Here is a 15,140-nt window from a genome sequence, read left to right as displayed (position 1 = left end):
GAAGGTGGCGCGAAGCGCCGGATGAGGGGTCTCCATCGACACGGGAAACTGCGGAGAGATACCCCTCACCCAGTGAGCTTGTGTCTGCCGGCGTCGCTGCCCTCTCCCACAAGGGGCGAGGGCACATTGACGTGCATCTCGCCTTATCACTTCAGCGCAGTCAGCGCCGTTACGCCGCCGCCGTGATCGGCCGCGGGCTCACGACGTATTCGCGCAGCACCTTGTCGCTCCCGTCGACCTCGATCAGCGCGACGTCGTAGGTCCAGAGATCGGCGAGATGCTGGAGCACCCGCTTGGCATCGGTCTCGTTGAGCTGGGAGCCCTTGATGACGCGGTGATGCAGGATCAGCCGGCGGTCGCCGGAAAGATCGACATCGACCACCTCGATATTGGCGTCGATGTAGCCGACGTCGTGCTGCCGCGCCAGCTCGCGGCGGACGCGGCGGAAACCGCGGTCGTCGTGAATGGCGTCAACCCGGATGCCGGCGCGCTCCTCGGGGTCGTCGTGCAGATGGAACATGCGGAAGTGCCGCATCAGCTTCGGGCTCAGGAACTGGGCGATGAAGCTTTCATCGCGGTAATTGGCCCAGACGTCGCGCAGCACGCCCATGACGTCGTTCTTGCCGGCGATATCGGGGAACCACTCGCGGTCCTCGTCCGACGGGCTGGCGACGATGCGCTCGATGTCCTGCATCATGGCGAAGCCCAGCGCATAGGGGTTGAAGCCCGAGAAGCGCTGATCGTCGAATTCGGGCTGGAACACCACATTGGTGTGCGATCCCAGGAATTCGAGGAAGTTGCCGTCGGTGATGCGGCCCTGCTGATGCAGCTGGGTCATGATGCGGTAGTGGACGTAGGTCGCCGTCCCCTCGTTCATCACCTTGGTCTGGCTCTGCGGATAGAAATACTGCGCGATGTGGCGGACGATGCGCAGCAACTCGCGCTGCCAAGGGGCGAGCCGCGGCGCACTCTTCTCCAGGAAATAGAGCAGGTTTTCCTGCGGCAGGCCGAGCAGCTTGCGGCGCCGCTCGAGGGAGATCGCGGCCCGGGTCTTCGATGCGCCCTTGGGCACGGTGCGCCAGAGATCGTTGAAGACTTCCTCTTCGTGCTGGCGGCGGCGCCCTGCCCGCTTCTCTTCCTCGCGCAGGTCGAGCTTCTTCTTGCCGGGATAGCGGTCGATGCCGTGCGACATCAGCGCATGCGCGGCGTCGAGCGTGCGCTCGACCTCGGTGCGGCCGTAGCGCTCCTCGCACTGCATGACGTAGTTCTTGGCAAAATCCAGGTAGTCGAGAATCCCTTCCGCATCGGTCCACTGCTTGAACAGGTAATTGTTCTTGAAGAAATGGTTGTGGCCGAACGCGGCGTGCGCGATCACCAGCGTCTGCATCGTCGCCGTGTTCTCCTCCATCAGATACGAGATGCAGGGCGAGGAGTTGATCACGATCTCATAGGCGAGGCCCATCAGGCCCTTGCGATACGACGCCTCGTGATACGCAAAATGCTTGCCGAACGACCAGTGCTTGTAGAACAGCGGCATGCCGACGGACGAATAGGCGTCGAGCATCTGCTCGGCGGTGATCACCTCGATCTGGTTCGGGTAGACGTCGAGCCCGAGATCCTTCAACGCCACCTCCTCGCAGGCATCGATGATGCGCTGCAAGGTGTGGAAATCCCAATCGGCGCCTTCGAACAAGCGTTCCGTCATGGAGCGGCTTTCTCCTGAGAAGTCTCGCGGCGCTGGAACAGATCGTGGAACACCGGGAAGATCTCGCTGCGCTCGCTGACCTTGCGCATCGAGAGCGGTGCGCCGCTGTTGCGCAGGCGCTCGTAAAGGGTCCAGAGCGAGGAATCGGAGAGATCGAAGGCGCTGCCGCCGGATTCCTCGACCTCGAGATAGGCGAAGAACTGGCAGACCGGCAGGATCTTTTCGGTCAGCAGCAGGCTGGCGAGCTCGCCGTCGGAATAGGAATTGTCACCGTCGGAGGCTTGCGCCGCGTAGATATTCCAGTCCGCCGGATTGAAGCGCTCGCGCACGATCTCGTGCATCGCCTGCAGCGCGCTGGAGACCAGCGTGCCGCCGGAGGCCGGGCCGTAGAAGAAGGTCTGCTCGTCGACCTCCTCGGCGCGGTCGGTGTGGCGGATGAAGACGATCTCGACATGCTTGTAGCGCCGCTTCAGGAATACGTAGAGCAGCATGTAGAAGCGTTTTGCCAGATCCTTCATGTGCTCGGACATCGAGCCGGAGACGTCCATCAGGCAGAACATCACGGCCTGCGCTACCGGCCGCGGCACCTTCTCGTAACGGCGGTAGCGGATGTCGAGCGGATCGATGAAGGGAATGCGCTTGGTCTTCGCCTTCAGCTTTTCGAGCCGGGCCATGAGCTCCGCGCGCTCGTCCTGGTCGGTGCAGGCAGCGATCGCGGCTTCCAGCGCTTCGACTTCGTCCTTGCTGGGACGCCTGAGCGCGATGCGGCGGGCCAGTGCGAGCTTTACGGTGCGGCTGACCGAGATGTTTGCGGGCGACCCCGACGTGGTGTAGCCGGCGCGCTGGATGCCTTCGCTCTCGGTCTGAGCGATCTTGCGCTTGGCGAGATCCGGCAGTTCGAGATCGTCCAGGAAGAGATCGACGAATTCGTCGCGGCTCAGCACGAACCGGAAGGCGTCCTCGCTGTCGCCTTCGCCGGGACCGGAATCCTTGGCGCTGCCCTGGCCGGAGCGCTGGAGGTAGTCGCCCTCGATGAACTTCTTGTTGCCGGGCAGCACCATGTCGCGCGTTCCGCCTTCGCGGCGGAAACGCGGCTCGTGCATGCCGTCGAGCGGTATCGTGACCTCACCACCCTCCAGGACGTCCTTGATGTCGCGTTCCTGCGAGGTCTTCTTGACGGCGCCCTGCACCAGGGATTTGGCCCGACGCAAGAACCGCTGCCGGTTCTCAAGACTCTTGCCGCCTGGATTCAGGCGCCTGTCAATAATGTGAATGGCCACTTTCTCATCCGCCTCAACCGGCTTGCTTCACGCGCATGTACCATTCGACCAGTCGGCGAACCTGACGCTCGGTGTAGCCGCGCTCCACCATGCGTGCGACGAACTCGCCGTGCTTCTTCTCCGTCTCGCCGTCCTTCTTCGACCCGAACGAGATCACCGGAAGCAGATCCTCGACCTGAGAGAATATCCGCTTTTCGATCACATCGCGAATCTTCTCGTAGGAGGTCCAGGTCGGATTCTTGCCGCCGTTCTGGGCCCGGGATCGTAACGAGAATTTGACGACCTCGTTCCGGAAGTCCTTGGGATTGGCGATGCCCGCGGGCTTCTCGATTTTCGTCAATTCCTGGTTCAACAATTCGCGATCAAGCAGCTGGCCGGTGTCGGGGTCCTTGAAATCCTGGTCCTCGATCCAGGCGTCGGCATAATCGACATAGCGGTCGAACAGGTTCTGGCCATAGTCGGAGTAGGATTCCAGATAGGCCTTCTGGATCTCATTGCCGATGAACTCGGCGTAGCGCGGCGCGAGGTCGGCCTTGATGAATTCGAGATAGCGCTTCTCGACTTCCTCGGGCAGCTGCTCCCGGCGGATCGACTGCTCCAGCGCGTACATCAGGTGCACGGCGTCCGCGGCAACCTCCTGCGGATCGTGGTTGAAGGTCGCAGCCAATATCTTGAAGGCGAAGCGGGTGGAGACGCCGTCCATGCCCTCGTCGACGCCTGCGGCATCGCGATATTCCTGGACGCTGCGCGCCTTCGGATCGGATTCCTTCAGGCTCTCGCCGTCGTAGACCCGCATCTTGCCGAACAGCGTCGAGTTCTCGTGCTTGCGCAGGCGCGACATCACCGAGAATCGCGCCAACGTTTCCAACGTCGAGGGCGCGCAAGGTGCGGCCGCGAGCTCGGAGCCCTGAATCAGCTTCTCGTAGATCTTCTGCTCCTCGGTGACCCGCAGGCAGTACGGCACCTTGATGACGCAGATACGGTCGATGAAGGCTTCGTTGTTCTTGTTGGCCTTGAAGCTCGACCACTCCGCCTCGTTGGAGTGCGCGAGGATGACGCCGGTGAACGGGATCGCGCCGATATTCTCGGTGCCGATATAGTTCCCCTCCTGCGTTGCGGTCAGCAAGGGATGCAGCATCTTGATCGGCGCCTTGAACATCTCGACGAACTCGAGCACGCCCTGATTGGCGCGGTTGAGGCCGCCGGAATAGCTGTAGGCGTCGGGATCGTTCTGCGCGTAAGTTTCGAGCTTGCGGATATCGACCTTGCCGACCAGCGAGGAGATGTCCTGGTTGTTCTCGTCACCGGGCTCGGTCTTGGCGATACCGATCTGGCGCAGCCGCGACGGCTGAATCTTGGCGACGCGGAATTGCGAGATGTCGCCGCCAAAGGCCTCCAGCCGCTTGTAGCACCACGGGCTCATCAAGCCGGTAAGACGACGGCGCGGAATGCCGTACTTCTCTTCCAGCATCGGCCCCAGCTGATCGGGATCGAACAGGCTGAGCGGGCTCTCGAACACCGGCGAGAGTTCATCGCCGGCCTTGAGCACGTAGATCGGATGCACCTCCATCAGCGACTTCAGCCGCTCGGCGAGCGAGGATTTACCGCCGCCGACCGGTCCGAGCAGGTAGAGGATCTGCTTGCGTTCTTCCAGGCCCTGCGCCGCATGTCGGAAGAAACCGACGATGCGCTCGATGGTTTCTTCCATACCGTAGAAGCCCGCGAAGGCCGGATAGGTGCGGATCGTGCGGTTCAAAAAAATACGGCCAAGGCGTGGGTCCTTGGCCGTGTCAATCGTCTGGGGCTCGCCGATCGCCGCCAGTAACCGTTCGGCCGAGTTCGCGTATTTCATGGGATCGCTTCGACACGATTCCAGGTATTCCGCCATCGACATGTCGTGCTGGCTTCTCGCCTCGAACGACTTCGCGAAAGCGTTGAATAGAGAATCGTTGTACATGATCCCTCTCCGCGTGAGTTCCGCTACAAGCTGAAACGAAAGCAGTTACTGGACCGTTCCTCAGGCCGCTTCTCGAATCAGCGTGAGCACATGACCATCATTGGACACCCGGGTGCCGAGACGACGCAACGTACAAGGTAGGCACTCGCTGAATTACGAACAGGCACTTGCCTGTAATTTGTGCGAATCTCTGTCCATCTTCGCTCATTTCCCAAAAATGTCACTCGTTCGCCACATCCGGGCAATACCGGGGACCACTCCCTCCGGCACTGCAACATGACAAGCTGCCAGCGGCAAACTTATGACGCTTGCAGGGCGATGCCTTGCGCGCCCCGTTCATCTTCCTGCTGCGATGCGACGCATGGGCTGAATCCGCGGCTGCGAGCACGAGCCGCATCACGCATTGAGCGATGTCGAGTTCATGAGATGCGCCGATGCACACGGCCGACGCCATCGATGGCCGGCGATCGGCGACGGCAACGCCGTCAGAACGTGCGTGCATGCTTCCCCCAGCATGGCCATTCGCGACCGAGCCGATGACGATCAGACGGACCGATAACCGCTGACGACACTCCGCGACGCGACCGATGCCCTCACGCAACGAGACCTCAGCCGAACCATCCCGGCCAACTTTTTATTACGCAAAAGCACGACTCCCGCCTGGATCGCCATGATCGCGACGGAGTTAAACTGAGAGAATGACGCCAATGCCCTTGATTGGTTCCCTCCCGGGAGCATGTGAGCTAAAGGATAGCGCGTCAGGACCGGCGCGGAAACCCCCTCTGCCCGCAGGCTTGGAGATCAATAAGCATCATGAATCCCGTCAAAGAACTGGAAAAGCACGGACAAGCCGTCTGGCTCGACTTCCTCGCCCGGGGCTTCATCGCCAAGGGTGACCTGAAGCGGCTGATCGACACCGACGGCGTCAAGGGCGTCACCTCCAATCCATCGATCTTCGAGAAGGCGATCGGCAGCTCGGACGAATACGACGCCCCGATCGGCAAGGCGCTGAAGCGCGGCGACCGGACCGTGGCCGACCTGTTCGAGGCGGTCGCCGTCGAGGACATCCAGAACGCCGCCGACGTGCTGCGGCCGGTCTATGACCGGCTCAAAGGCCATGACGGCTATGTCAGCCTCGAGGTCTCGCCCTATTTGGCGATGGACACCGCCGGTACCGTCGCCGAGGCACGGCGGCTCTGGAAGGACGTCAACCGCAAGAACCTGATGGTGAAGGTGCCGGCGACGCCGCAGGGCCTGCCGGCGATCGAAACCCTGATCGGCGACGGCGTCAGCATCAACATCACGCTGTTGTTCTCGAAAGCTGTCTATCTGGAGGTCGCCGAGGCCTATCTCGCCGGTCTCGAGAAGTATGTCGCCGGCGGCGGCGACCCCTCGCATGTCGCCAGCGTGGCGAGCTTCTTCGTCAGCCGCATCGATTCCATGGTCGACAAGCAACTCGACGAGAAGATCGCGCGTGCCAACGATCCATCCGAGAAGGAGCGCCTCGCCACGCTGAAAGGCAAGGTCGCGATCGCCAACGCCAAGATTGCCTATCAGGATTACAAGCGCCTGTTCTCGGGCCCGCGCTGGGACAAGCTCGCCGCCAAGGGCGCCAAGCCGCAGCGCATGCTGTGGGCCTCGACCGGCACCAAGAACAAGGACTACAGCGACGTGCTCTATGTCGAGGAGCTGATCGGCCCCGACACCATCAACACCATGCCGCCGGCGACGCTGGATGCATTCCGCGACCACGGCAAGCTGCGCGACAGCCTGGAGGAGAACGTCGACGACGCCCGCCGCGTGCTGGAAGAGCTGGAGCGCTCCGGCATCTCGCTCGATGCCATCACCGAGGAGCTCGTCAAGGACGGCGTCAAGCAGTTCGCCGACGCCGCCGACAAGCTCTACGGCGCCGTTGCCCACAAGCGCGCAACCGTGCTCGGACCCGCAATCGACCGCCAGCAGCTCTCGCTGGGTGACGGCCTCGGCAAGGCCATGGCCAAGAGCACCGAGGAATGGCGCGCGTCGGCCAAGATCCGCAAGCTGTGGCAGCGCGACAAGTCGGTCTGGACCGGGACGGACGAGGACAAATGGCTGGGCTGGCTCGACAGCGCGGCGAAAGCCGATGTCGCCGACTACGAGGACTATGCCAACCGCGTGAAGGGCCAGAACTTCTCCGACGCCGTCGTGCTTGGCATGGGCGGATCGAGCCTCGGGCCGGAAGTGCTGGCCGAGACCTTTCCGAAGAAGGCGGGCTTCCCGAAGCTGCACGTGCTGGATTCCACGGATCCGGGGCAGGTGCGGGCGATGGAGGCCAAGATCGACATCGCCAAGACCGTGTTCATCGTCTCCAGCAAATCCGGCGGCACCACCGAGCCGAACGCGATGAAGGATTATTTCCATGAGCGCGTCGCGCAGGCCCTCGGCCCGAAGGCCAAGACCGGCTTCCGCTTCATCGCGGTGACCGACCCGGGCTCCTCGCTGGACAAGGCGGCGAAGAAGCTCGACTACGCCCGCATTTTCCACGGCGAACCATCGATCGGCGGCCGCTATTCGGTGCTATCGCCATTCGGCCTGGTGCCGGCGGCCACGGCCGGCATCGACGTCAGGACCTTGGTCAAGCATGCGCTCTCGATGGCGCGCTCCTGCGGACCGGACGTGCCGCCAAGCGAGAATCCGGGCGTCCAGCTCGGCCTCGCCATGGGCCTTGCCGGCCTCGAAGGCCGCGACAAGGTGACGATCCTGGCGTCGAAGAAGATCGCCGATTTCGGTGCCTGGGCCGAGCAGCTGATCGCGGAATCGACCGGCAAGGAGGGCAAGGGCCTGATCCCGATTGCCGGCGAGCCGCTGGGCGAATCCTCGCTCTACGGCAGCGATCGCTTCTTCATCGACATCCGCACCGAGGGCGAGACAGACGCGGCGCACGATTCCGCGCTTGCCGGGATCGAGGCGGCCGGTCATCCCGTCGTGCGCATCGTGATGAAATCGATCGACCATCTCGGGCAGGAGTTCTTCCGTTTCGAGATGGCGACCGCGGTGGCGGGCTCGATCCTCGGCATCAACCCGTTCGACCAGCCCGACGTGGAGGCGGCCAAGATCAAGACCCGCGAGCTCACCGCATCATTCGAGAAGACCGGGGCGCTGCCGGCCGAAGAGCCGGTGGTCAGCACCGATGAAGCCGATCTCTACACCGACGCGGCCAACGCCAAGGCGTTGCGCGCAGCCGGTGCCAATGGCGATCTCACCTCCTGGCTGAAGGCGCATCTGTCGCGTTCGGGCCATGGCGATTATGTCGCCTTGCTCGGCTACATCGCACGCGACAAGGCGACGATCGACGCGCTTCAGGCGATGCGCCTCGAAGTACGCGAAAAGCGGCATGTCGCGACCGCCGCCGAATTCGGACCGCGGTTCCTGCACTCGACCGGGCAAGCCTACAAGGGCGGGCCCGACAGCGGCGTGTTCCTCCAGATCACCGCCGATGATGCCAAGGATCTGGCCGTGCCGGGCCAGAAGGCAAGTTTTGGCGTGATCAAAGCGGCGCAGGCGCGTGGCGATTTCGACGTGCTCACCGAGCGCGGCCGGCGCGCGCTTCGGGTGCACCTGAAGGGTGCGCTCAAGAAAGGTCTCGCGGCGCTCAACGCCGCGCTCACTGACGCGCTGAACTAAGAGGAATATCTCAATGCAACTCGGCATGATCGGCCTCGGCCGGATGGGCGGCAACATCGTTCGCCGGCTGATGCGCCACGGCCATTCGACCGTGGTCTATGACAAGGACGCCAAGGCCGTCGCCGGTCTCGCCGCGGATGGCGCAGTCGGCTCGGCGACGCTGGAGGAGTTCATCGCGAAACTGGAACGGCCGCGCACCGCCTGGGTGATGCTGCCAGCGGGCCGCATCACCGAGCAAACGATCGACACGATTGCCGGCGTGATGCAGGAAGGCGACGTCATCATCGATGGCGGCAACACCTTCTGGCAGGACGACGTTCGCCGCGGCAAGGCGCTGAAGGCGCGCAGCATCCACTATGTCGACGTCGGTACCTCCGGGGCGTCTGGGGCTCGACCGCGGCTATTGCATGATGATCGGCGGCGAGAAGCCGGTGGTCGACCGGCTCGATCCGATCTTTGCAGCCCTTGCGCCCGGCGCCGGCGACATCCCGCGCACCGAAGGACGTGACGGACGCGATCCGCGCATCGAGCAGGGCTACATCCATGCCGGTCCCGTCGGCGCGGGCCATTTCGTCAAGATGATCCACAACGGCATCGAATACGGCCTGATGCAGGCCTATGCCGAAGGCTTCGACATTCTCAAGAACGCCAATATCGACGCCCTGCCGGCCGATCATCGTTACGATTTCGATCTCGCAGACATCGCCGAAGTCTGGCGGCGCGGCAGCGTGATCCCGTCGTGGCTGCTCGACCTTACCTCGACCGCGCTCGCCGACAGCCCTGCACTGGCTGAATATTCCGGCTTTGTGGAAGATTCCGGCGAGGGCCGCTGGACCGTGAATGCGGCGATCGACGAGGCCGTGCCGGCCGAAGTCCTGACGGCCGCGCTCTACACACGTTTCCGTTCCCGCAAGGAACACACCTTCGCCGAAAAATTCTCTCCGCAATGCGTGCGGGGTTCGGCGGCCACAAGGAGCCGAAGCAGCCAGACGCTTCGAAACCCAAATAAGAAGTCGAAGCAGCAAGCAAGACAGCGAAGGCCGATCATTCGTGACAAAAGACCAGCCGCCCAAGCGCAAGCCGGAAAATTGCGCCTTCGTCATTTTTGGTGCCACCGGCGACCTCACGCACCGCCTTGTGATCCCGTCGCTTTACAACCTTGCCGCAGAACATTTGCTGCCGGAGAAATTTTGCGTCGTCGGTGTGGGCCGCAACGCCATGTCGGATGACGAGCTCCGCGAGGGCCTGATGAAAGGGCTGCACGAATTCGCAACCCGTCCTGTGGACGACGTCATCGCAAAGAAACTCCTGGAGCGCGTGAGCTTCGTCGAAGCCGATGCGAAAGACCCGCCGTCATTCGACCGACTGCACGCGCATCTCGACACGCTCGAATGCGCCCAGGACACCGGCGGCAATCGCCTGTTCTATCTGGCGACTCCGCCAGCTGCGTTCGCGCCGACCGCGCGCGAGCTCGGCCGCACCGGCATGATGAAGGAGAGCGGCACCTGGCGGCGGCTGGTGATCGAAAAGCCGTTCGGCACCGATCTTGCCTCGGCGCGGGCGCTGAATGCCGAGTTGCTGAAAATCATGGACGAGCACCAGATCTACCGGATCGATCATTATCTCGGCAAGGAGACGGTGCAGAACATTTTGGTGCTGCGCTTTGCCAACGGCATGTTCGAGCCGATCTGGAATCGCAACCACATCGACCATATTCAGATCACGGTCGAGGAGAAGCTCGGCGTCGGCCATCGCGGCGGATTCTACGATGCCACCGGCGCGCTGCGCGACATGGTGCCGAACCATCTGTTCCAGCTGATGTCGCTGGTCGCAATGGAACCGCCGGCCCGTTTCGACGCCCATTCCGTGCGCTCCGAAAAGGCCGAGGTGCTGACCGCGATCCAGCAGCCGAGTCACGAGGAGGCGCTGAGGAATTCTGTCCGCGCGCAATATCTCGCGGGCCGGATCGGCGACGACGAAATCCCGGACTACCGCAAGACCGACGACGTCAAGCCGGGCAGCAGCACCGAGACTTTTGTCGCGCTGAAGCTGATGATCGACAATTGGCGCTGGGCCGGCGTGCCGTTCTATCTGCGCACGGGCAAGGCGCTGGGGCACAAGCGCACCGAAGTCGCGATCAAGTTCAAGCAGGCGCCGCTCTCGATGTTCTCCGGCACGGCGGTCGACCGTCTCTCGCAAAATTTCCTCACCATCGGCATTGCGCCGACCGAGACGATCGAGCTTCAGTTCAACGCCAAGATTCCGGGACCGAGCATCACTATCGACGGCGTCGAGATGAAGTTCCGCTACGGCGACTATTTCCGGGCCGATCCCTCGACCGGATACGAGACGCTGATCTACGACTGCATGATCGGCGACAACATCCTGTTCCAGCGCGCCGACGGCATCGAAGCCGGATGGCAGGCGGTGCAGCCATTCCTCGACGCCTGGAAGAACGCAGGCACCAACGGCATCGAAACCTACCCCGCCGGCAGCGACGGCCCGGCCTGTGCCGATGAGCTGCTGCGGCGCGATGGCCGAAGCTGGCGGAAATTCTCATGATGGCGGCGGCCGGGGAGCCGAAGCTGATCGTCGTCGCCGACCCCGAGGCGCTCGCTCAGGCGGCGGCCGAGCGGGTGATGGCCCGGATTTCGACAAATGCTGGCCGCATCGCGATCTGCCTCACCGGCGGCTCCAGCCCGAAGAAGCTCTATCAGCTGCTCGGCAGCGAGGCCTGGCGTGACAAAATCCCGTGGGATCGCGTGCACTGGTTCATCGGCGACGAGCGTTTTGTCCCCGAGAGCGATCCTCTCAACAACATGAGCATCGCCCGCGCAACCTTCCTCGATCGCAACGCGCCATCGGGCCATATCCATCCGATCCCGACCACGGCCGAGACCCCCGACAAGAGTGCGGAAGCCTATGCGCGCGAGCTGCAGGCCTTTTACGGTTCTGAAAGCCTCGATCCGGCGCGGCCGCTGTTCGATCTCGTCCTGATGGGCGCGGGGCCTGACGGTCACACCGCCTCGCTGTTTCCCGGCTATCCCGCCGTCGAGGAGACCGAATGCTGGGTCGTCGGCGTCCCCAAGGCTAATGTCGCGCCCTTCGTGCCGCGGGTCTCGCTGACGCTTCCCGCGCTGGCCTCCTGCCGCGAGATGCTGTTCGAGATTGCCGGGCACGACAAGCAGCCGATCTTGACGCGCCTCCTCAATGGCGAGACTCTGCCAGCCGTACGCGCGCGCTCGAATGGCGAGACCGTCTGGCTGGTCGACCAGGCCGCGCTTCCGGGGGATCTCGTGGCGGGCGCTAAAGCACCTTGTGCGTTGATCGTGATGGGCGTGTCGGGCTCGGGCAAAAGCACGGTGGCGGAATTGCTCGGCAAGCGGCTCGGCTGGCGGTTCGAGGACGGCGACAGCTTCCACCCAGCGAGCAATGTCGAGAAGATGCGAGCCGGTCATCCGCTCACCGACGAGGATCGCTGGCCTTGGCTCAACGCCATCGCCGACGAGATCGCGCGGGTCTGCAACAAGGGCGAGCATGTCATCATCGCCTGTTCGGCGCTCAAGCACACTTATCGCGACGTGCTGCTGCGCGGACGCGACGACGTGCGCTTCGTGTTCCTGAAGGGCACGCAGGAGCTGATCGCCGACCGGCTCGCGCTCCGCAAGGGTCATTTCATGCCGCCCGGGCTGCTCACCAGCCAGTTCAATACGCTGGAGCCGCCCGCAGCGAGCGAGCACGTCATCACGGCGTCGATCGACGAATCGGTCGAGGCGATCGTCGACGGCATCATACGGCAGCTAAATTCGACGGCGGGAAACGCTGAGGCCATGAAACCCTGAGGCCGTGTAACCGTAAGGCCGTGAACCCGTAAGGACTTGCCATGACGAAAATCTCACTCGTGGTCTCCGACGTCGACGGGACGCTTCTAACCAAAGACAAAACGCTGACGGCGCGCGCGAGGTCCGCGGTGCAGCGGCTGCATCAGGCCGGCATCGGCTTCACCATCACCTCCAGTCGGCCTACCATCGGTATGCGCTTTTTGATCGAGCCGCTGGCGCTCTGGCTGCCGGTCGGCGCGTTCAACGGCTCCTCGATCGTCGACCCCGAGATGAAGCCGGTCGAGCAGCATTTGATTCCGAAAGGCGCCGCCGAGCGGTCACTGCGGATCCTCCGTGAATTCGGCGCCGACGTCTGGTTGTTCACCTCCGACAAATGGCTGATCGACAACCCGACCGGCAAATATGTCGCGCACGAGCAGCACACGATCCGCTCCGACCCGACCATCGTAACGGATTTCTCACCCTATCTCGCCAGCGCCTGCAAGATCGTCGGCGCCAGCGCCGATGCGGCGGGCCTCGAAGCTTGCGAGAAGGCGATGCAGCAGGCGCTCGGCAGCGAGGCCACTGCCGTCCGCTCGCAGACCTATTATCTCGACATCACCCCGCCCGGCTTCGACAAGGGCACCTTCGTGCAAGCGATGGCCAAGCGCCTCGGCATCTCCACCGACGCGGTCGCAACCATCGGCGACATGCAGAACGACCTTGCGATGTTCCGTGTCAGCGGCGTCTCGATCGCGATGGGCAACGCCACCGACAACGTCAAGGAGCAGGCCACCAACGTCACCGCAACCAACGAACAGGATGGTTTTGCGGAAGCGATGGAGATGATCCTGAAGCGGAACGCGGCCGGCTAGCTAAGTCACTACTTCGATCGCTGCATCGCAGGCTTCTCGCTCGCGTGCCGGGCCGCCGAGAGGTTGTGCGCAGTGTTGACGAGCGCGATGTGGGTCAGCGCCTGCGGGAAGTTGCCGGTCTGGCGGCGTGCGACGGAATCATATTCCTCGGCCAGCAGCCCGAGATCGTTCGCGAGGGCCGCGACGCGGTCGAACAGCGCCTGCGCCTTGCCGAGATCGCCCGCGAGCACATGGGCGTCGGCCAGCCACAGGGTGCAGGCCAGGAACGCGCCCTCGATCGGCTGCTTCTCTTCGGAGATCTCGCGCGGATCGTGCCGGAGCACGAAGCCGTCGCGCATCATGTGCTTTTCGATGGCGGCGATGGTGCCGCGGATGCGCGGATCGTCCGCGGGCAGGAAGCCCACGCCCGGCAGCAGCAGCACGCTGGCATCGAGCAGTTTTGAGCCATAGGATTCGACGAAGGCGTTCTCCTCCGCGTCAAAACCCCTGTTGCAGACGTCGCGGTGAATGGCCTCCCGCAAGGTGCGCCAATGCAAGAGCGGCGCCTTGAAGCCAAAGGTCTCGGCGCTCTTGATGCCGCGATCGAATGCGACCCAGGTCATCACCTTGGAGAAGACGTAGTGTTTCGGCTTGCCGCGGCGCTCCCAGATACCGTGGTCGGGATGATCCCAGACCTCGGCGAGATGCTGCAGCACGGCGCATTCCAGCGCCCAGGTCGCTTCATCGTCGAGCTTGAGCTTGGCCATGCGCGACTGGTGGAAGGCGTCGATCAGCTCGCCATAGACGTCGAGCTGGAGCTGGGCATGGGCGGCGTTGCCAATGCGCACCGGCTGGGCGCCCTCGTAACCATCGAGCCAGCCCGCCTCCCATTCCAGCAGCCGCCGCTGGCCCCAGATGCCGTACATGATCTGCATGTTGGCGGGCGAGCCGGCGGCCGCGCGCAGCAGCCAACTGTGCCAGGCCGAGGCTTCCTCGGAGTAGCCCGAGTTCATCAGCGCCAGCAGCGTGAACGTGGCATCGCGCAACCAGCAGAAGCGGTAGTCCCAATTCCTGGCGCCGCCGAGTTTTTCCGGCAGCGACGTGGTCGGCGCGGCGACGATGCCGCCGGTCGGACCGAAGGTCAGCGCCTTCAGCGTGATCAGCGAGCGCATGACGAGGTCACGATACTCGCCGTCATGCGTGGAGCGGCTGGACCAGTCCTTCCAGAACTTTTCGGTCTCCTCGAGAGCGAGCTCCGGGTCGATCGGCTCGGGCGGATCGAGATGCGAGGGACCATAGGTCAGCACGAACGGCACGGTCTCGCCGGCCTTGACCTCGAATTCGGAGACCGTCGTGAAATCCTTGCCGCGGGTCTTGGCCGGCGTCCGTAGCACCGTCATGTCCTGACCCGCGATCGCCAGCAGCGAATGGTCGATCCGCCGCACCCAGGGAATGTCGACGCCGAAGCCGAAGCGGATCACGAGTTCCATCCGCATCTTCACGGTGCCCGTGAGGCCACGCACCAGCCGCACGATGTCGGAGGCCTTGCCCCGCGGCGGCATGAAGTCGATCAGCGCGACGGCGCCGCTTTCCGTCTCAAAGCGCGTTTCGAGAATGAGGGTATCGCCGAGATAGCGGCGAGACGTCCTGGTGCCATCCCCGTCCGGAGCGATCAGCCAGCGGCCATTCTCCGGCGTGCCGAGGATCGCGGCAAAGCAGGCATCGGAATCGAACGCCGGCCAGCACAGCCAGTCGATCGAGCCGTTGCGCCCGACGAGCGCCGCGGTCTCGCAGTCGCCGATCAGCGCATAGTCCTCGATCTTCTCTGACAATGTCTTGCGAGCCTGAAAAATACCCGCG

General features: G+C 63.5%; 8 protein-coding genes and 1 pseudogene. 5 read left to right on the top strand and 4 right to left on the bottom strand.

Annotated features, from left to right (window positions below; all coding sequences use genetic code 11):
* Nucleotides 1-169 precede the first annotated feature (169 nt).
* From ACTGJ9_RS14470 to ACTGJ9_RS14460, 3 genes are read right to left on the bottom strand one after another with little or no spacing between them, the layout of a single operon-like run.
* Nucleotides 170-1,705 (bottom strand): SpoVR family protein, encoded by a 1,536-nt coding sequence (locus tag ACTGJ9_RS14470; RefSeq protein WP_456677587.1) that lies wholly within the window; start codon nucleotides 1,703-1,705, stop codon nucleotides 170-172.
* Nucleotides 1,702-2,979 (bottom strand): YeaH/YhbH family protein, encoded by a 1,278-nt coding sequence (locus ACTGJ9_RS14465; RefSeq protein WP_456678525.1) that lies wholly within the window; start codon nucleotides 2,977-2,979, stop codon nucleotides 1,702-1,704. The genes ACTGJ9_RS14470 and ACTGJ9_RS14465 overlap by 4 nt, the downstream gene beginning before the upstream one ends.
* A 19-nt stretch (nucleotides 2,980-2,998) precedes the next feature.
* Nucleotides 2,999-4,942 (bottom strand): PrkA family serine protein kinase, encoded by a 1,944-nt coding sequence (locus tag ACTGJ9_RS14460; protein WP_456677586.1) that lies wholly within the window; start codon nucleotides 4,940-4,942, stop codon nucleotides 2,999-3,001.
* Nucleotides 4,943-5,755: 813 nt separating this feature from the next.
* Between ACTGJ9_RS14460 and ACTGJ9_RS14455 the strand changes: the two genes are divergently transcribed.
* The 5 genes and pseudogenes from ACTGJ9_RS14455 to ACTGJ9_RS14435 all read left to right on the top strand — a co-directional run bounded on the left by ACTGJ9_RS14455 (nucleotide 5,756) and on the right by ACTGJ9_RS14435 (nucleotide 13,301).
* Complete coding sequence (locus tag ACTGJ9_RS14455; protein ID WP_456677585.1) at nucleotides 5,756-8,605, top strand: bifunctional transaldolase/phosoglucose isomerase; 2,850 nt, start codon at nucleotides 5,756-5,758, stop codon at nucleotides 8,603-8,605.
* 13 nt (nucleotides 8,606-8,618) lie between these two features.
* Nucleotides 8,619-9,614, top strand: a pseudogene (gene gnd / locus ACTGJ9_RS14450) (phosphogluconate dehydrogenase (NAD(+)-dependent, decarboxylating)).
* A 41-nt stretch (nucleotides 9,615-9,655) separates the two neighbouring features.
* Nucleotides 9,656-11,167, top strand: a complete 1,512-nt coding sequence (zwf, locus tag ACTGJ9_RS14445) for a glucose-6-phosphate dehydrogenase (protein WP_456677584.1) — start codon at nucleotides 9,656-9,658, stop codon at nucleotides 11,165-11,167.
* Complete coding sequence (gene pgl, locus ACTGJ9_RS14440) at nucleotides 11,164-12,447, top strand: 6-phosphogluconolactonase (protein ID WP_456677583.1); 1,284 nt, start codon at nucleotides 11,164-11,166, stop codon at nucleotides 12,445-12,447. Before zwf ends, pgl begins: the two co-directional genes overlap by 4 nt.
* A 41-nt stretch (nucleotides 12,448-12,488) precedes the next feature.
* Entirely contained in the window at nucleotides 12,489-13,301 is an 813-nt protein-coding gene (locus ACTGJ9_RS14435) for an HAD family hydrolase (RefSeq protein WP_456677582.1), read from the top strand.
* Between the two features lie 8 nt (nucleotides 13,302-13,309).
* Here ACTGJ9_RS14435 and ACTGJ9_RS14430 read toward each other — a convergent pair whose 3' ends face one another.
* Complete coding sequence (locus tag ACTGJ9_RS14430; RefSeq protein ID WP_456677581.1) at nucleotides 13,310-15,112, bottom strand: glycoside hydrolase family 15 protein; 1,803 nt, start codon at nucleotides 15,110-15,112, stop codon at nucleotides 13,310-13,312.
* Nucleotides 15,113-15,140 lie beyond the last annotated feature (28 nt).

Source organism: Bradyrhizobium sp. RDM12, assembly GCF_051917485.1.
Taxonomy (GTDB): domain Bacteria; phylum Pseudomonadota; class Alphaproteobacteria; order Rhizobiales; family Xanthobacteraceae; genus Bradyrhizobium.
This window is presented reverse-complemented; position numbering and strand designations above follow the sequence as displayed.